The 18,884-nt window shown below is 44.0% G+C and carries 18 protein-coding genes and 1 pseudogene; 18 read left to right on the top strand and 1 reads right to left on the bottom strand.

The window, feature by feature from the left end; all coding sequences use genetic code 11:
• The first annotated feature begins 40 nt into the window (after nt 1-40).
• The 9 genes from NFS18_RS14420 to NFS18_RS14380 all read left to right on the top strand — a co-directional run bounded on the left by NFS18_RS14420 (nt 41) and on the right by NFS18_RS14380 (nt 9,986).
• Nucleotides 41-1,432, top strand: coding sequence for an ABC transporter substrate-binding protein (locus NFS18_RS14420; RefSeq protein WP_251391405.1), 1,392 nt, complete (start codon nt 41-43; stop codon nt 1,430-1,432).
• Between the two features lie 92 nt (nt 1,433-1,524).
• Nucleotides 1,525-3,852, top strand: a complete 2,328-nt coding sequence (locus NFS18_RS14415; RefSeq protein ID WP_251391403.1) for an alpha-L-rhamnosidase N-terminal domain-containing protein — start codon at nt 1,525-1,527, stop codon at nt 3,850-3,852.
• Between the two features lie 112 nt (nt 3,853-3,964).
• Complete coding sequence (locus NFS18_RS14410; RefSeq protein ID WP_251391401.1) at nt 3,965-4,150, top strand: ferredoxin; 186 nt, start codon at nt 3,965-3,967, stop codon at nt 4,148-4,150.
• A gap of 166 nt (nt 4,151-4,316) precedes the next feature.
• Nucleotides 4,317-5,042, top strand: coding sequence for a DUF5058 family protein (locus tag NFS18_RS14405; protein ID WP_251391399.1), 726 nt, complete (start codon nt 4,317-4,319; stop codon nt 5,040-5,042).
• 5 nt (nt 5,043-5,047) lie between these two features.
• Complete coding sequence (locus NFS18_RS14400; protein WP_251391397.1) at nt 5,048-5,707, top strand: hypothetical protein; 660 nt, start codon at nt 5,048-5,050, stop codon at nt 5,705-5,707.
• A gap of 128 nt (nt 5,708-5,835) precedes the next feature.
• The gene (locus NFS18_RS14395; protein ID WP_251391395.1) at nt 5,836-7,278 is read left to right on the top strand and encodes a M20 family peptidase; all 1,443 of its coding nucleotides are present in this window, start codon (nt 5,836-5,838) and stop codon (nt 7,276-7,278) included.
• A 27-nt stretch (nt 7,279-7,305) separates the two neighbouring features.
• Nucleotides 7,306-7,890: an HD domain-containing protein gene (locus tag NFS18_RS14390; RefSeq protein WP_251391393.1), complete on the top strand. Its 585-nt coding sequence runs from the start codon at nt 7,306-7,308 to the stop codon at nt 7,888-7,890.
• A gap of 28 nt (nt 7,891-7,918) precedes the next feature.
• Nucleotides 7,919-8,614, top strand: coding sequence for an endonuclease III domain-containing protein (locus tag NFS18_RS14385; RefSeq protein ID WP_331477711.1), 696 nt, complete (start codon nt 7,919-7,921; stop codon nt 8,612-8,614).
• Between the two features lie 61 nt (nt 8,615-8,675).
• A complete protein-coding gene (locus tag NFS18_RS14380) occupies nt 8,676-9,986 on the top strand; it encodes a M18 family aminopeptidase (protein ID WP_251391391.1) in 1,311 nt (436 codons plus the stop codon).
• 89 nt (nt 9,987-10,075) lie between these two features.
• Here NFS18_RS14380 and NFS18_RS14375 read toward each other — a convergent pair whose 3' ends face one another.
• Nucleotides 10,076-11,407: an MATE family efflux transporter gene (locus NFS18_RS14375; RefSeq protein WP_408631561.1), complete on the bottom strand. Its 1,332-nt coding sequence runs from the start codon at nt 11,405-11,407 to the stop codon at nt 10,076-10,078.
• Between the two features lie 196 nt (nt 11,408-11,603).
• Here NFS18_RS14375 and argF point away from each other — a divergent pair, with 196 nt between their 5' ends.
• The 9 genes and pseudogenes from argF (at nt 11,604) to NFS18_RS14330 (ending at nt 18,747) form a co-directional block, all read left to right on the top strand.
• The gene (argF, locus tag NFS18_RS14370) at nt 11,604-12,602 is read left to right on the top strand and encodes an ornithine carbamoyltransferase (protein WP_251391387.1); all 999 of its coding nucleotides are present in this window, start codon (nt 11,604-11,606) and stop codon (nt 12,600-12,602) included.
• Entirely contained in the window at nt 12,599-13,456 is an 858-nt protein-coding gene (locus NFS18_RS14365) for a biotin--[acetyl-CoA-carboxylase] ligase (protein WP_251391379.1), read from the top strand. Before argF ends, NFS18_RS14365 begins: the two co-directional genes overlap by 4 nt.
• 64 nt (nt 13,457-13,520) lie before the next feature.
• Nucleotides 13,521-13,883, top strand: a complete 363-nt coding sequence (locus tag NFS18_RS14360) for a DUF6145 family protein (RefSeq protein ID WP_251391376.1) — start codon at nt 13,521-13,523, stop codon at nt 13,881-13,883.
• 18 nt (nt 13,884-13,901) lie between these two features.
• Complete coding sequence (locus NFS18_RS14355) at nt 13,902-14,672, top strand: type III pantothenate kinase (RefSeq protein WP_251391373.1); 771 nt, start codon at nt 13,902-13,904, stop codon at nt 14,670-14,672.
• A gap of 27 nt (nt 14,673-14,699) precedes the next feature.
• Nucleotides 14,700-15,659 carry a tRNA dihydrouridine synthase DusB gene (gene dusB / locus NFS18_RS14350; RefSeq protein ID WP_251391372.1) on the top strand — a complete coding sequence of 320 codons (960 nt, stop codon included), beginning with the start codon at nt 14,700-14,702 and terminating at the stop codon, nt 15,657-15,659.
• 113 nt (nt 15,660-15,772) lie between these two features.
• Nucleotides 15,773-16,258: a transcription elongation factor GreA gene (greA, locus tag NFS18_RS14345; protein ID WP_251391369.1), complete on the top strand. Its 486-nt coding sequence runs from the start codon at nt 15,773-15,775 to the stop codon at nt 16,256-16,258.
• A gap of 135 nt (nt 16,259-16,393) precedes the next feature.
• Nucleotides 16,394-17,881 (top strand): annotated as a pseudogene (gene lysS / locus NFS18_RS14340) (lysine--tRNA ligase); the annotation flags it as partial.
• A gap of 228 nt (nt 17,882-18,109) precedes the next feature.
• Complete coding sequence (locus NFS18_RS14335; RefSeq protein ID WP_251391367.1) at nt 18,110-18,571, top strand: DUF6075 family protein; 462 nt, start codon at nt 18,110-18,112, stop codon at nt 18,569-18,571.
• The gene (locus tag NFS18_RS14330) at nt 18,571-18,747 is read left to right on the top strand and encodes a hypothetical protein (protein WP_251391365.1); all 177 of its coding nucleotides are present in this window, start codon (nt 18,571-18,573) and stop codon (nt 18,745-18,747) included. Before NFS18_RS14335 ends, NFS18_RS14330 begins: the two co-directional genes overlap by 1 nt.
• Nucleotides 18,748-18,884 lie beyond the last annotated feature (137 nt).

Below are 18,884 nucleotides of genomic sequence, written 5' to 3'. Positions count from 1 at the left end.
TTACAAAAGAAAAATGTATAATAAAAAAGGAGGTAACACTATGAAAAAGAAAATTGTATCTGTATTACTGGCAGGCTGTATGACGATAACCCTGTTGGCAGGATGCGGAAACGGAAACAAGGATGCGGGAGGACAGGAAAAGCCGGCGGAAGCGGGAAGTGAGAAAGTAACACTTGACTTCTGGGTATTTGGCGGTCTGTCTGAAGAGCCGGTTGTATTCCAGGACTTGGCAGAAGAATTTAATGCGTCTCAGGATAAGATTGAGGTTGTTGTAACTGCACAGGACTGGGGGAGCAGGCAGGAGAAAATCGTGACAGCTTATCAGGCGGGTGATGAAACAGCGCCGGATTTATATGCACTTGGTCCATGTATTGAAGACTATGGTATAAAAATGGGAATTATTTCTCCTATTGAAGATGTGCTTCCGGGAATTGCTGAACAGGTAAAAGAGTTGATGATTCCAGAAGTAGCAGAGGGGGTTGCTTCAAAGGATGGAAAGATGTGGACGATTCCATCATGGGTTGATCTGTCTCCGTATATGATGTACAGTATTGAGGCTTTAGAGGCTATTGGACTGGATGAAAATTCTGTACCGAAGACATGGAGTGAATTTAAAGACGCGGCAGAGAAGTTTGCGGCAGCAGGATATACAGGATATTCTGTTCCAATGAGTATGGATAATTATTCAGATGTAAATAATGAGTTTAATTATTGGAACTGGCAGCTTGGCGGAGCGCCGATGAATGATGAGGCGACTCAAATGACTATGAATGACGAGCACGCTGTTACAACCGTAGAATTTCTTAAATCCATGTATGATGCCGGTACATTTTCTAAGAGTGCGGCAAATGAAACGTATATGGACAGGCATGAGCAGTTTTTTGGCGGTAAATGTGCAACCAATATTGGCTATACATATATTAATGGTATTCTGACAGATATGGAAGTTCCGGAAGACTTTGAATATATTATGGCAGCTATGCCGGTTCCGGATGAGGACATGGAGGTTGATGAAGAAAATGCATTTTATAGAATGGTTAGCTCCAACATGGAAATCAGCGTTTCCTCTCTGTCTGAAAAGGTAGATGCGATTGAAGAATTTCTTCAGTTTTTAATCGACCAGAATTTCTGGCATAAATGGGTTACACAGGTTGGGGCAAGAACACCTGTCGATATTGCTTCTTATGAGGATGAAACATTACGCGCAGAAACCGAAAAGGTTCAGCCAGATCTTGTGAGAATGTATGATGAAGGCACTTTAATGGAAGGTGTAAAACCAAAACCGGCATATGGCGGTGTTGTAGAAGTGCAGACAACTATGGCAGAATATCTTGTAGATGTTATTCAGGGGAAATATCCAAGTGTAGAAGAAGGATTAAATGAACTGAATAATGCTTGTCAGGAACTTCTGGATGAGTATAGTAACGAATAGAAATATTTAAAAAAGATAGGCGCATCGTACTGTTAAGAAGTGCGGTGCGTATATCTGTTTATGGGTATAGGAAATTATAAAGGACTATAAAAATGATGAAAAATGAAATTGAGAAATATGATATAAATAGTTGCGGTATACCATATATATTTCGGTTTACAGATGAAAAGTATGAGCTGCCGGCAGAAGTTAGAAACTGGAGCGCACAGTGGATATGGGGAGGGGCAGAGGACTTTGAGGAATATCAGACCTGTCCATATACATTATTTGAGCGAAAGCAATGGAATTTTACGGTATTTTACTTCAGAAAGAAGTGTTTTTTTGAGCATTTGCCAGAGAGTGCAAAATTATATATTACGGCAGATGGCCAGTATAATGTATGGATAAACGGGAGATTTATCGGGAGAGGCAGCGCGCAGCCGGGAGGTGATTATGGAAATTGTGATCCATTGCCATACAAATTTTATGAAGAATATGACGTATCAGAATTGTTATGTCAGGGAGAAAATGAAATTCTTGTAAAATCAGCACTGGGACCGGTTGTACAGTCGGAAGTATCCTGCGGGCACGGCGGAATAATTGCAGAGCTTGCTGTCTGCCTGAAAGAAAAAGAGAAGCTAATACGAACAGACAGCTCGTGGGAATGCAGGAGAGATGAAGCTTACCAAAGTTCAACAGAATGGAACGGCTGTAAAAGTTATGAGAATACAGAGGAAGTAGAGGTGGGTAAGAAATGGAAGCAGGCACAGTGTGTTGACGGGCAAGAGCAGTTTCCTGAATTGCTGCCGTCGGAAATACCAAATCTCCGATATATAAGGAAAAAGGTAGAAACTATATTGAATCCGTTTGACGGGGGCGGCCGAATCCATTTTGAGAAAGAGAACGGAAAAATTAAAATAAAAAAAGGCGCACCTATTACCTTTTGGATGGATTTTGGAAGAATATATGCTGCATTTCCCCATATGACTATTGTTGGTGCAGAGAATATAAAGATAACACTTCATATGCAAGAATTTCCGGGAAAGGTAGAACGGGAAGGAACCACGGAAACTTATATTTTGAGACAAGGAAAAAATAGTATACAGTCCTTACGGATGCATAGTATACATATGATTCAGGTAACTGTCAGTAATGTGTATGACGATATAGAAATACAGGACGCAGAAATTGATATAAGTGTTTATCCGGGGGATATGAAAGGATGGTTTCACTGTAGTGAGCCAATACTGGATCAAATATATTTATTGGGGTGCAGAACGAATCAGATCTGCCGGCAGACGTACCATATGGATTCACCCGTGCATCAGGAACCATTGGGGTGTATGGGAGACTATATGATTGAAAGTCTGATGAATTATTATAGTTTTGGAGATCCATATCTGACGCGCTTTGATATTTTAAAAATATCCTATTATTTACGATTGAAGAAGTTTCGCATGTTTCACCCGAGTTATTGTCTGTTGTATATTCATATGATATACGATTATATCATGTATACAGGAGATAAAAAAATAGCCGAAAAACTGGATGATGTTATATGTGGAGTGATTGAACGCTTTTTGGGGTATTTAGGGGACAATATGCTGATAGAATATTCACCGAGTTATATGTTTATGGATTGGGTTGCGGAAGGGGATATGAACCGGCATCATCCGCCGAAGTGCATGGGGCAGGGATATATGACGGTGTTGCTTGCAGGAGCGATAAAAACGGCACATAAAATTTTTCAATGGGGAGGAACTGCCGGACGTTGTAAGGAATATATGAAACTACATGACGCAATTGCCGGCAGTGTTAATCACTTGTTATGGAATGAGGAAAAAGGACTGTATCGAGATGGCTTATATGATGCAAGAGCAACAGAAGCCTCCCGATGGATGCCGGCTGATGTAAAAAGGGAATTTTATAGTCAGCATATGAATACACTCGCTGTATTATATGATATTGCACCTAAAGAACGACAGAGAGTTTTGATGAAGAAGGTGATGGAAGATACTTCATTAAGTCAGGCACAGCCATACTTTATGCATTTTATATTTATAGCATTGAAGAAAACTGGATTATTTAAGCAATACGGACTGGACCAACTGAAACGATGGGAATTATTGTTACAAGAGAATCCTACAGGTTTAAAGGAAGTGTGGTCTGGATTTGATTGTGATTATTCCCATGCATGGGGAGGAACACCTACTTATCAGATGCCGGCACAGATATTGGGGGTTTTGCCGATGACGCCGGGATTTGAATCAGTGAAAATTGAACCATGTCTTCCAGACGGTTTACAGTGGGCAGAAGGTGAAGTGCCTACACCGAAAGGAACAATTTATGTGAAAGTTGAGAAAAAGGACGGCGGTCTCAAAAAAGAGGTGAAATTACCAAAGGGTGTTCAAGAGTATAAAGTAAGCGGTGAAAGAAAATAGATTCATTAATAGGTATAAATATTTTAAAACCGGTGCATCCTGTTAAGGTAAGTAGTGATTATAAAACGGCTAAAATACAGCCGCTAAGTGCTCATAACGAGGAGGCAGATTTATGAAGGCGAAAGTAAATGAAGGATGTATTTCCTGCGGAACTTGTGTGGCTGCATGTCCTGAGGTGTTCCGGTTTAATGAGGAGGATCTGGCTGAGGCTTATGCAGATGTGACCGAAGAGGTGCAGGAGTCGGCAGAGGAGGCAAGGGACAGTTGTCCGGTAGCGGTGATCGATATCTTTGAGTAAGACGATATGTAGAAAAATAGGAAGAATAGAAGGGGAGCGGCTTATAAAGCTGTTCCCTCTTTCTGATAGTTATTAATGCAGGCAAATATATAAAGAAAAAACTGGAGTTTTGTACTTTAAAACGGTATAATGATATCTATGTAATGAGAAAAAGGAGGCGGGTTAAATGAAGTTTGATCCAAATAGTTCACTTTTGTTCGTTTTGGCGGGAGCAATTATTGTATTTGTTATTGCACAGTCGCTGTTCTTCCTGATCCGGGCATACAGAAGAGGAAAAGCGCTGGGTATTGACACGGCGCAGATGCGAAAAACCATGATTTCTACAGCAGTTTTCACAATTGCTCCGGCGGTGTCGATCCTGCTGGGCGTGATTACACTGTCCAAGTTCTTAGGATTGCCGCTCCCGTGGCTGCGTTTAAGTGTTATCGGAGCGATTACATATGAGCTTCCGGCAGCGACTTCTACGGCGAATGCTCTGGGAATCTCACTTTCCGAAACAGTGACAGATCCATCTGTTTATACGGCGATCGCCTGGGTGATGACACTGGGAATCTTCCCGGGGCTTATCTGGGTTCCATTATTTATTAAGAAGATTCAGGGTGGTCTGATGAAGATTAAGAATAAAGACGGTAAGTGGGGAGACCTGCTGATGACGGCAATGTTCCTTGGCATGATATCGGCATTCTTAGGAATGGTATTTGCTGATATCCGTTCCGGACTAAAGGGATGGATTCCGATTTTTGTATTGCTGTTTTCTTCGTTTTTGATGGGGATCTGCGGTATCCTGATCAAGAAATATAATATGAAATGGCTGGAAAATTATGCACTGCCGATCAGTATGCTCGGAGCAATGGTATTTGCTGCAGTGATAACGCCGATGATAGGAGGGTGAGAGTGATGAAGAAAAGAAGTTATGAAGAAATGACACATATTTACGGACGTATTTGGATCTTGTGCGCTCTTGGTATGATTTTTGCTTACCCGATCATCACCTGTATATATTATGGCGCATGGCCAGGCTGGAAACCGGTATTGCAGGGGCTGCTGGGGGTGGCTCCGATTTTCTGGACAGTGGGTCTGATTGAAGTGCTGACATTTGTGCCGATGCTGGGAACAGCAAGTTCTTATCTGGCATTTGTAACTGGTAACCTGACTAATTTAAAGGTTCCGGCAGCTTTGACCGCCATGGAAAATGCGAAGGTGAAGCCGGGAAGTGAAGAGGGGGAAGTGATTTCCACGATTGCAGTGGCAACTTCTTCAATTGTGACAACGGTTATTATTGCCCTTGGTGTGGCATTGCTTGTTCCGTTGACACCAATTCTGAATAATCCGGCGGTAAAACCTGCATTTGACAATATTTTACCGTCATTGTTTGGCGGACTGGCAGTGGTATATGTGAGTAAGAACTGGAAGATATCTGTTGCACCGCTTGTGTTTATGGTTGTTCTGTTCCTTCTGGTGCCGTCGCTGTCAGGCTCTGTAGGTGTACTCGTTCCAGTGGGCGCACTGATCGCAATTGGTTCTGCGCGGATTCTGTATAAAAAGGGAATGCTGTAAAGGATAGTTGTAAGAACGTGTGATGGAAAAATATAAGAGTAAGAGCATAAAAGGATACTGTTACTGGAGCGCCCTTAGTTGCGAAATGTAACCTTTTATTAGCTATTAACGAGAAAGCGGGTGAATAGATGTTAGGTAAAGTTATCTTAGCATTAATAGTTGTAATTGCAGTTTTTATAGGAGTTATATTACTTCGGGCAGCAAGATTTAAACCGAAATCAGAGTTAACTTCTTCACTGGAAGATGTGTTACTTGATGAAAACCGGATTGTGTGGGATATGCAGGAAATGATCCGCTGTAAAACCATTTCTTATAATGATGAATCCTTAATTGACAAAAAAGAATTTGAGAAGTTTCAAAAGCTGCTTCCAAAGCTTTATCCGAAAGTTCACGAGACTTGTGAACGGCAGATGCTGGGGGTCAATGGGATGCTTTATTGCTGGAAGGGACGCAAAGAAGGCGAACCAATCGTACTGATGTCTCATTATGATGTGGTTCCGGTTGAGGAATCTCAGTGGGAAAAGCCGGCGTTTGAGGGAATCGTAGAGGATGGTGTTCTCTGGGGAAGGGGAACATTAGATACAAAGGGAACGCTGTGCGGAATTATGGAAGCGGCGGAGAAATTGATGAAAGACAATTTTGTGCCGGAGCATGATATTTACTTCGCATTTTCGGGACAGGAAGAAGTAAACGGACCGACTTGCCCGGCAATGGTGGACTGGTTTGAAGAACGCGGCATCCATCCGGCAATGGTTCTGGATGAAGGCGGCGCTGTGGTTGAGAATGTATTTCCGGGAGTGGACAGAGAGTGCGCATTGATCGGAATTGCTGAGAAGGGCCTGACCAATATAGAATTCCATGCAAAGAGTAATGGCGGACATGCATCTATGCCGCCGGTACATACGATTGTAGGAGAACTGGCACAGGCAGTTGTAGATGTAGAGAAGCATCCGTTTCCTCGGCAGATTACGAAGCCGGTGCGCGAGATGCTGGATACGCTTGGAAGGCATTCTACTTTTGCATACAAAATTCTTTTTGCAAATTTATGGTGCTTTGCAGGACTTTTTGACAAGGTATGTCAGAAATCAGGCGGTGAATTGAATGCAATGCTGCGTACTACCTGTGCGATGACGAAGATGCAGGGCGGAAAAGCGTTTAATGTGATTCCTCCGACGGCATCTGTAGGAATGAATCTCCGTCTGATAGGAACAGACACGGTAGATTCTGCAAAGGCATATCTGGAAAGGGTCATTAACAATCCCAATATTGAAGTGTCTGTGTTTGAGGGAAGAAATCCTTCTACAGAGTCTGATACGTCTTGTGCAGAATGGGGAAATCTGTGTCAGGCGGTTGCAGACACATGGAGAAAGGCATTGGTTTCACCATATCTGATGATGGCGTGCAGCGATTCATGGCATTACTGCCGGATCACAGACCGGGTATATAAGTTCTCAGCAATGAAGCTGTCGAAGGAAGAGCGTGGTATGATTCATGGAAATAATGAACGTGTTCCAGTTGAGACATTGGTAAAAACAGTAGAATTTTATGTACGTTTGATGAAGAAATGTTGATGGGACCGACAAGGAGAAGATAAGAAAATGAATGCAAATATTACAAGAGAAGATGCAATGGCACTTTTGAGAAAATATAATCAGGAGCCGTTCCATATTCAGCATGCGCTGACTGTGGAAGGTGTAATGCGCTGGTACGCAAATGAACTTAGATATGGTGATGATGCAGAGTTCTGGGCAATGGCGGGACTGCTTCATGATGTGGATTTTGAGAAATATCCAGAGGAACATTGTCTGAAGGCGCCCGAACTGCTGGCAGAAATTCATGCATCTGATGAATTGATACATGCGGTATGCAGTCACGGCTATGGTTTATGCAGCGATGTAGAACCGGAGCATGAGATGGAAAAAATCATGTTTGCGGCGGACGAGCTGACTGGATTGATCGGGGCGGCGGCAAGAATGCGTCCGTCCAAGAGCTGTCGGGATATGGAAGTGTCCAGCCTGAAAAAGAAATTTAAGGACAAAAGATTCGCGGCGGGATGTTCCCGGGATGTGATTCGGGAAGGAGCAGAGCGTCTTGGATGGGAGCTGGCAGATTTATTTGAAAAGACCATTTTGGCAATGCGTGAGTGTGAAGATAGTATAGCTATGGAAATGGAACATTTATGAGCACGAAAGCGTGATGGAGGGAAAAGACGTGGCGGAAAAGGCAGTTTCTAAAAAGAAAGCTCCCCAAAGAAGGCTGACAAAGACGGAACAAAGGAAACAAGCGCTTGCGTTGGAGGTGATCGAACGGCTTCGGAATGAATATCCGGGTGCAAAATGTACACTGGATTATGATGATGCGTGGAAGCTGCTGGTCAGCGTTCGGCTGGCAGCTCAGTGTACCGATGCGAGAGTTAATGTTGTAGTAGAAGACTTGTACGCAAAATACCCGGATATCGAATCACTGGCGGAGGCTGATGTGGATGATATCGAGGCAATTGTACATCCCTGCGGTCTTGGAAAAAGCAAGGCGCGGGATATCAGCGCCTGTATGAAAATGATAAGGGATGAGTATGACGGCAAAGTACCCGATGATTTTGATGCGCTCTTAAAGCTCCCGGGTGTGGGAAGAAAGAGTGCGAATCTGATTATGGGGGATGTGTTCGGTAAGCCGGCGATCGTAACAGATACTCATTGTATCCGGCTTGTTAACCGCATTGGACTGGTAGATGGGATCAAAGAGCCAAAGAAGGTGGAAATGGAGCTGTGGAAGTTGATTCCGCCGGATGAGGGCAGCGATTTCTGTCACCGCCTTGTGTATCACGGAAGAGATATTTGTACGGCAAGGACAACACCCTATTGTGAGAAATGCTGCATAGCAGATATTTGTGCGAAGAATGGAGTGTAGATATTGGGTATGAATAGAAATGTCAGTTAAATTGTGATGAAATAGGAGCAGGAGCGTTATTATGGGAGACAGAAAAGTTGTCAAAGAATTATTGTCATTTATAGAATCCAGTCCGACGGCATTTCATGCAGTAGATTCAATGAAAAAAATGTTGGAAATGGAGGGGTATCAGCAGCTTTTAGAGAGCAGAGAGTGGGAGCTTACAGAAGGCGGTAAGTATTATGTGACGAGAAACGGCACATCTCTTCTGGCATTTCGGATTCCGAAGAGGAATTTCCGCGGATTTCAGATTATGGCAAGCCACAGTGATTCCCCGGCGTTTAAAATTAAGGAAAATCCAGAGATGGATGCGGAAGGCGCTTATGTCAAATTAAACGTAGAAAAATATGGAGGGATGCTCTGCGCGCCATGGTTTGACCGCCCGTTGTCTGTGGCGGGACGTCTGGTAGTAAAAACGAAAGACGGGATTTCCTCCAGGCTGGTCAATGTGGACAGAGATTTGGTGATGATTCCGAGTCTGGCAATTCATATGAACCGGAAGGCGAATGAGGAACAGAAGTACAATGTGCAGAAGGATTTACTTCCATTATACGGATTGTCAGAAGCAAAGGGTTCTTTTATGAGAACTGTTGCAGAGGCAGCGGGGGTTGCAGAAAATGATATTCTGGGAAATGACCTGTTCTTATACAATCGTGAAAAAGGCTCTGTATGGGGTGCAAACGAGGAATTCATTTCTATAGGAAGATTAGATGATCTGCAGTGTGCTTTTGGCTCCTTGAAAGGATTTCTTGCAGCAACAGACGGAGAAAGTATTCCGGTACATTGTGTCTTTGATAATGAAGAGGTAGGCAGCAGTACAAAGCAGGGAGCAGCATCTACATTCTTACAGGATGTGCTGGTACGCATCAGTGAGGGACTTGGAAGAACTTTGGCACAGTACAGACAGGCTCTTGCGGTCAGTTTCATGATATCGGCGGACAATGCCCATGTAGTACATCCGAACTATGGAGAAAAGGCATGCCCAACCAACCGGCCGGTGCTGGGCGGCGGGATTGTCATCAAATACAGCGCCAATCAGAAATATACAACGGACGGTGTATCTGCGGCGATGTTCCGCATCTTATGTGAACGCTCGGAAGTGCCATATCAGATGTTCCTAAACCGTTCGGATATGGCTGGCGGTTCTACGCTGGGCAATTTGTCAGCAAATCAGGTGGCTGTCAATTGTGTGGATATCGGACTGCCGCAGCTCGCAATGCACTCACCATATGAAACTGCGGGAGTGAATGATACGAGGTATCTTGTGCGTGCCGCAAAGGTGTTCTTTGAAAGCGCTGTACGGGAAAATGCAGCCGGGGAATATCGGATATAGCAGGAATGAAGATACAAATTTTATGAAAAGCAGCCAGCGCTTCCGTGAAAATAATCTGCGGAGATGCCGGCTGCTTATATTATGCCTGGCTATTTACTTTCTGAGAGTTCTTCAGCCTTTATTTCCTTCATAACGATCCGGTACAAAATAGTTGTTATAATCACAGTAAGTATATCTGCCGCTGCCTGTGCGGACTGGATTCCCAGTATTCCGCAGAAATGCGGAAGTATCAGGATTGCCGGAATGAAGAACAGGCCTTGTCTTGCAGATGCCAGAACAGAAGCATAAAATGTCTTGCCAATGGTCTGCATCATCATGTTGTTAAAGACAATCCATCCGTTTAGAGTAAAGGTCAGACATTGGAAACGGAGAGCCAGTGTACCGATACGGATTACCTCCGGGTCATCACGGAAGATTCCGATGAGACTGTCAGACATAGCAAAACCTATAACTGCAATTATAAAGAGCAGGACAGCAGACACTTTGACACAAAAGGAAAATGCTTCCCGTACCCGGGCATATTTCTTTGCCCCGTAATTAAATCCACAGACCGGCTGGAATCCCTGGCCAAAACCAATCAGTGCGGAGCCGGCAAACATAGCGATGCGTCCAACAATGGACATGGCGGCAATGGCGGCATCTCCATATGGATTGGCGCCCAGATTAAGAGTCATGGTTGCAATGCTGGCAAGTCCCTGGCGGAACAGGGATGGAAGACCGCCGCCGGTGATTTCACCAAGCCGCTCTTTTGATAAACGGATATTACGGACGCGGATCGGGATACAGCCGGAAATACGAATGCCGATCAAAAGTATTGCAAAGCTGACAAGCTGGCTGAATACGGTTGCCAGAGCAGCGCCGGAGATTCCCATATTAAATGTAAAAATTAAAATCGGGTCCAGTACAATATTCAAAAGGGCGCCTACTGTTACACCAATCATTGCATAGAAGGCATTTCCCTGAAAACGCAGCTGGTTGTTAAGGACAAACTGAGACGTCATAAACGGCGCTCCAAGCAGAATAATACCGAGATAATCTTTTGTAAAGGGAAGAATTGTATCGGTGGAGCCCAGAATTTTTGCCAGCGGAGTCAGAAAAAGCAGTCCCAGTACAGTGACGAGAATTCCAAAAAGCAGTCCGCCGAAAAATCCTGTGGCAGCAAGCTCTTTTGCTTCATCTGCTTTTTGTGCGCCAAGCTTTCGGGAAATAGAATTACCTGAGCCGTGTCCGCAGAAAAATCCCAGAGCCTGCATAATTGCCATGATTGGAAATGCAACACCTACGGCTGCGGTCGCGCTTGTTCCGATCCTGCCGACAAAAAAAGTATCTGCCATGTTGTAAAAAGAGGTAATCATCATACTGATAATTGTCGGAACCGCGAGATGCCCGATCAGTTTCGGAACCGGGTCTTCGGTCATCATCCGGTACTTTTCTTCCTGCGTCTGTATATGAGCCAAAAAAATCACTTCTTTCATTAATAAATTTTTTAATTTGCCACTTTTATTACATCAGTATACCACAAAAAAATATTTTATACCATGAGTTGCATTTTAGAAAGTAGTTTAGTATACTGAAGTGAATGAACAGTAACAACAGTATTAAGGATGGGATGATATTATGAATTTAAAAGGAAGAAGCTTTTTGACACTGAAAGATTTTACACAGGAAGAAATTACATATCTGCTCGATCTGGCAGCTGATTTGAAGGAAAAAAAGAAAAAGGGCGTGCCGGTGGATTATTACAAGGGAAAGAACATTGCCCTGATTTTTGAAAAGGACAGCACAAGAACGAGATGTGCGTTTGAAGTGGCGGCACATGATATGGGAATGGGTTCTACTTATCTTGGACCGACAGGATCTCAGATCGGCAAGAAAGAAAGTATTGAAGATACCGCACGTGTACTGGGGCGGATGTTTGACGGAATAGAGTACCGGGGCTTCGGACAGTCTCTTGTGGAGGAACTGGCGGAGTATGCGGGTGTTCCGGTATGGAACGGATTGACTAACGAGTATCATCCAACGCAGATGCTGGCAGATTTACTGACGGTCCGTGAGAACTTTGGAAGCTTGAAAGGCTTAAAACTGGTCTATATGGGTGACGCAAGATACAATATGGGAAATTCACTGATGATCGCCTGTGCCAAGATGGGGATGCATTTTGTAGCCTGCACAACGAAGGAATATTTTCCGAATGAAGAATTGGTGGAAATATGTAAAGGATATGCGGCAGAATCCGGCGCTTCAATTACTCTGACAGAAGACGCAGAGGCGGGAACTAAGGATGCTGATGTAATCTGCACTGATGTATGGGTATCCATGGGTGAGCCGGATGAAGTATGGGAGAAGCGTATCAAGGAACTGAGTCCGTATAAGGTAACAAAGAAAGTGATGGAAAATGCGGGAGAGAAGGCGATCTTCCTGCACTGTCTGCCGGCATTTCATGATTTAAAGACAAAGATCGGAAAGGAAATGGGCGAACGTTTTGGAATTGAGGATATGGAAGTAACTGATGAAGTATTTGAATCAGCGCAGTCTAAGGTGTTTGACGAGGCAGAGAACCGTATGCATACGATCAAGGCTGTGATGGTGGCAACTTTGGGAGAATTTGAAGCGTGAGCAGATCGGGCGGGATGAAAGAAACTGGTGATAGTGCAGATGTTGTGGATATAGTGACAAAAGAGAATCTGGAATATTACCTTGCCGGAAATACAAAGTGGGCGGGACAGAATCTTTTTGTATGTGAAGAAACAGATTCTACCAATCTCCAGGCAAAGCGTCTTGGAGAGACGGGAGCGCCGAACGGAACGCTGGTCATCGCGGACAGACAGTCGGCAGGACGGGGCAGACGGGGACGGGGATGGGATTCCCCTAAAAGATGTAATATTTATATGTCTCTTCTTTTAAGACCAGATTTTGTGCCGGACAAGGCATCCATGCTGACGCTTGTGATGGCATACAGTGTGCAGAAAGCGATTTATAGCTGCACCGGACTGGATACACGGATCAAGTGGCCCAATGATATTGTATTTAACGGTAAGAAGCTGGTCGGAATACTGACAGAAATGAGTGTGGGGATGAATCACATCTGCCATGTGATCATTGGTGTGGGGATCAATGTCAATGTAGAAGCATTTCCGGGCGAGATTGCGGATAAGGCAACTTCTCTTCAAATAGAGGCTGGGACGAAGATAGAGCGAAACAGGCTTGCAGCAGAAGTTATGAAGCAGTTTGAACAGGATTATGAAAGCTTTGTTGAGACAGGAAATTTGTCATGGATGAAGCAGGCCTACAATGACCGTCTGGTAAACCATGGCAGAGAAGTGGTGGTTCACGGAGAAAAAGAGCCGTACCGGGCGCTTGCGCTTGGGATCAATGATATGGGTGAACTATGTGTACGGTTAAATGACGGTAGGGAAGAGGCAGTATTTGCCGGAGAAGTGTCTGTACGCGGCGTGTATGGATATGTTTAAAAAATTTATGGGAAATATGAATGCTGCCGGAATTATGCGGCATGATTGTTAAGAGGTTAAATATATGAGTGAAACAGTTTTATGTGCCGCCAATTCATATGAGAAAAAATTTTATATGAATCCAGACTTTGAATCATTGCCGGAAAGTATCCGGCAGGAGCTGCAGATTATGTGCGTTCTGTATACAGAAGACGTAGGCGGTGTGTTTTTAGTAGTGTATAATGAGAATGGAAATCTGGAGCTGAGAGTGGAGCATGAAGAGACGGATTTTGCCTTTGATGAAATCGGAAGTGTGCTGAAAATAAAGGAGCTTCAGAATACGAAGCGTGAATTGTTTGAGGCTTTGGAATTGTACTACCGTGTTTTTTGTCTGGGAGAGACGCCGGATGCGGAACTGGAAGCAAAAGCGGCGGAAGCTAAATGGTGAAAAGGAGGCATAACAAAAATGCTGCTGACAATTGATGTAGGAAATACCAATATTACGCTGGGTGTTTTTGATAAAGAAAAACTGCTCGGAACATTTCGCATGACAACAAAGCGTTCCAGAACATCTGATGAATATGGATTTACTATTTGCGGCATACTGGAACACAGGAATATCAGTTCGGGGAAGATTAACGCAGTTATCGTGGCATCTGTTGTGCCGGATATTATGCATTCCCTGACTAGCGGAATTATCAAATATCTGGATGTGCGTCCAGTTATCGTATCTGCGGGTATTAAGACGGGCATCCGTATCGTAACAGAGAACCCGAAGGAAATCGGACCGGACAGAATCGTAGATGCAGTAGCCGGGTATGAGATGTACGGCGGACCAGTTATCGTGGTAGATTTTGGAACGGCGACAACTTATGATCTGATTGGAGCGAAGGGGACTTTTGAAGCGGGAATTACGGCGCCGGGAATTGAGACTGCGGCGCGCTCTCTCTGGGGCGGAGCAGCAATGCTCCCGGCGATTGAAATCCGAAAGCCAGATTCTATACTGGCGAAGGAAACTATTTCCAGTATGCAGGCGGGGCTTGTGTACGGGGCGATCGGACAGACGGAATACATCATCAGGAAAATTAAAGAAGAGTCCGGCTACGATAATGTAAAGGTTGTGGCAACGGGCGGTCTGGGAAGAATCATTTCTGAAGAAACAGACAGTATTGATGTGTATGATCCAGAACTGACGTTAAGCGGTCTTAGGCTGATTTACAATAAGAATAAGAAATAGACAAAACGATAAACCAGGATGTAAAAGATGAAGCAGTTAAAGATAGGAAATGTAATACTTGATAATTCATATATATTGGGACCAATGGCAGGCGTAACAGACCTGCCATTCCGTTTGCTGTGTAAGGAACAGGGAGCGGGATTGATCTGTATGGAAATGGTCAGCGCAAAAGGGATTCTGTACAACAACAAAAATACGGAAAGTCTGCTGCAGATTCATCCTGATGAAACGCCTGTATCTTTACAGTTATTTGGTTCTGATCCGAAGATCATGAGTGAGATGGCGAAACGGATCGAAGAACGTCCTTTCACATTTTTGGATATTAATATGGGATGTCCGGTGCCGAAGGTGGTACGAAATGGAGAAGGCTCTGCACTTATGAAAGAGCCAAAGCTGGTGTATGAACTGGTCCGTTCGGTAGTGAAGGCGATCAAGAAGCCAGTCACCGTTAAAATCCGCAAAGGATTTGACGATGAACATATCAATGCGGTGGAGATTGCGAAAATTATTGAGGAAGCCGGGGCAGCGGCAGTTGCAGTCCATGGAAGGACAAGAGAACAGTATTATTCTGGAAGGGCAGACTGGAAGATCATCCGTCAGGTGAAGGAAACGGTGTCCATTCCAGTTATTGGAAATGGTGATGTAACTTCCGGGGAAACGGCAATTGCTATGCGTACGCAGACCGGGTGCGATGGTGTGATGATTGCCAGAGGCGCACAGGGGAATCCGTGGATTTTTTCGGAACTGGCGGCATATGAGGAAACAGGGATGATCCAGCCCCGTCCGACAGTGGACGAGGTACGCCGGACAATGCTCCGGCATGCCCGTTTACAGATAGAATATAAGGGTGAATTTTGCGGCATCCGGGAGATGCGGAAACATGTTGCGTGGTACACAAAAGGGATGCATAGTTCAGCACGTTTGCGGGAACAGATAAATGCCGTAGAAAGCTACGAAGAACTGGAAAAAATCTTGACAGTATTATAAGGATTAGGTATAATATTGAAATTGTGAAATATAATTGAGACGAGAAGATTTAGATGCCATTGTGCACCCCGGAGTCAGGGGAGATATTACATCACAAGGGAGGAAATATAATCATGGCAGAGACAAAGAAGAGACTGCTTACTTATGCAGGATTGAAAGCATTAGAGGACGAACTCGAGAATTTGAAAGTAGTCAAGCGCAAGGAAGTAGCCGGCAAGATTAAAGAAGCCAGAGAGCAGGGGGATTTGTCCGAGAATGCTGAATATGATGCTGCCAAGGACGAGCAGCGTGATATTGAAGCAAGGATTGAAGAGCTGGAAGGGATTCTGAAGAATGCAGAGGTTGTTGTGGAGGATGAAGTAGACCTTGACAAAATCAACGTCGGATGTACAATCAAAGTATTTGATGTAACATTTGACGAAGAGATGGAATTCAAGATCGTGGGTTCTACAGAAGCGAATAGTCTGGAAGGCAAGATTTCCAACGAGTCACCGGTAGGACAGGCTCTGATGGGTCGGAAAGTAGGGGACATCGTAGATGTAGAGACACAGGCGGGCACGATTCAGTACAAAGTACTGGATATCAGCCGTTCTTTATAGACAACAGCTTTGGATTTGACAGATATGTAAGATAACAGACCCCTTAATTATTAAGGGGTCTGTGTCACGATATAGGGATATTAAACAGATACAAAAAAGCGCAGAACATGTTCATAGGAAGGAGAACAAAAACCGATGGGTGAACAGCAGAAGAACACACAGGAACCGGATTTGAATCAGCTTAGAAAGGTACGCCGCGAGAAGCTGGCAGAATTGCAGGAAGGCGGCAAGGATCCGTTCGTAATCACAAAGTACGAACAGACACATCACAGTCAGGAAATCAAAGATCATTTTGAAGAGCTGGAGGGAAAACAGGTATCCATTGCGGGCCGTATGATGTCCAAGCGTGTGATGGGAAAAGCATCTTTCTGCAACGTACAGGATTTACAGGGAAATATTCAGTCCTATGTAGCAAGGGACAGCGTAGGTGAAGAAGCATATAAGGATTTTAAGAAATTTGATGTAGGAGATGTAATTGGAATCAAAGGTGAAGTATTCCGCACAAAGACAGGCGAGATGTCTATACACGCAGAAGAGATTATGCTGCTCTCCAAGAGTCTGCAGATTCTTCCGGAGAAGTTCCACGGACTGACCAACACAGACCTGCGTTATCGCCAGAGATATGTGGATCTGATTATGAACCCGGATGTAAAAGATACATTTATCAAGCGTTCTAAGATTTTGAGTTCAATCCGCAAATTCCTTGACGGACAAGGCTTCATGGAAGTAGAGACTCCGATGCTGGTTGCAAATGCCGGCGGCGCTGCAGCGAGACCATTTGAGACACATTTCAATGCTCTGAATGAAGACTTAAAGCTGAGAATCTCTCTGGAGTTATATCTGAAGAGACTGATCGTAGGCGGAATGGAACGTGTATACGAGATTGGACGTGTGTTCCGTAATGAGGGACTGGATACCAGACATAATCCGGAATTCACTTTGATGGAGCTGTATCAGGCATATACAGACTATCATGGTATGATGGATTTGACAGAGAACATGTACCGTTATGTGGCACAGGAAGTGCTGGGAACAACACATATTATGTATAAAGGTGTTGAGATGGATCTTGGCAAGCCGTTCGAGCGTATTACAATGATAGATGCTGTAAAGAAGTATGCAGGTGTTGACTGGAATGAAGTTACTACACTGGAACAGGCAAGAGAACTGGCGGAAGAGCATCATGTAGAGTATGAGGATCGTCATAAAAAGGGAGACATCCTTGCACTGTTCTTTGAGGAATTCGCGGAAGAACATCTGATTCAGCCTACATTTGTAATGGATCATCCGATAGAGATATCTCCACTGACGAAGAAGAAACCGGAGAATCCGGAATATGTAGAACGTTTTGAGTTCTTTATGAATGGCTGGGAGATGGCAAATGCATACTCTGAGCTGAACGATCCAATTGACCAGAGAGAGCGTTTCCGTGCACAGGAAGAATTGCTGGCACAGGGAGATGAAGAGGCGAACACAACAGACGAAGACTTTATGAACGCACTGGAGATTGGTATGCCGCCGACAGGCGGTATCGGATACGGTATCGACAGAATGTGTATGCTGCTCACAGGAGCAGAGGCCATACGAGATGTGCTGCTTTTCCCGACAATGAAAACGCTTGGCGGAAAAGACCAGTAAAATCAAGGGTTTGCGGACTTAAAGACAGTATGGTACGACAAGAGTACGACAAAATAAACTCTCTTAACGGGTTAAAATAAATGATTTTAAATTAAACTCGTGTCAGTTCAAGTTAATATTTTGTACGATAAGGACATTTTTCTAAAAGAAAATTTTAGGGAAGTGTCCTTTTGTTATGGTCAAAAAACAAAATAAGAAATGGAGGAAATGAACATGAGTAGTACAGCGTTAGGAGCAGAGAAAGCGATTATTTTTATCAGTGATGCACATGAAAAATTCTACTATGAAAAATTGAAAGAGGTCAGGTATCAGGACGTGTACCACAAAGCGCTTGTATATTGTCTTGGTATCAGCGATGACACAAGAAGAAATATCAACAGCATTTATAACTTTAAGACAGGCTGTGTAAAAACGGAGTGCCTGCACGAAGGCTGGCAGACCAGCGGGAGCTTAAAAGTAGTCAGGATGGCGTTTAACCTTTACTGCAATGGTACGCCGAGTGTCCTTGACTATGATGATGCGGAGGAACAGGTGGACGAGTGCAGACGGTACACAGTGGAAGAACTGTTCTGCTGTGCCTATGCGCCTTATTTTTGGCAGGCGGTACAGATTCGTTATCCGGAATATGCAGCGTATAACCACGATCTGTACGCCATGCTTGGAGGACGGGATTGATGTTAAAAGTCAGGCTTATGGGAACGAAGAACGATATTAAGTGGTTCGGGAAGATTTTACAGAGAAACCCGAAAATCGAAGTAACGGAGTTTTCTGATATGTTCCCAAACAAAGGGACAAAGAAGTATTACAGGGCTTATGTGGAAGTCAGGAAAAGCAACGTAAAAGAAAATTAGTAGAAGCAAAGGAGAATTATCATGTGTAAAATAATCGCAATCGCAAACCAGAAAGGCGGAGTCGGTTATGAAAAGTAAGTTATTATGCAAAGCTGAGTCCATACTTTGTCGGATTCTTAGGGTATGGACTCTTTTTA

Origin of the sequence: Mediterraneibacter agrestimuris, from assembly GCF_943193195.1 — a bacterium.
Classification (GTDB): Bacteria; Bacillota; Clostridia; order Lachnospirales; family Lachnospiraceae; genus Schaedlerella; species Schaedlerella agrestimuris.
Note: the sequence above shows the minus strand (reverse complement) of the source record. Positions and strands in the feature narration are given on the sequence as shown.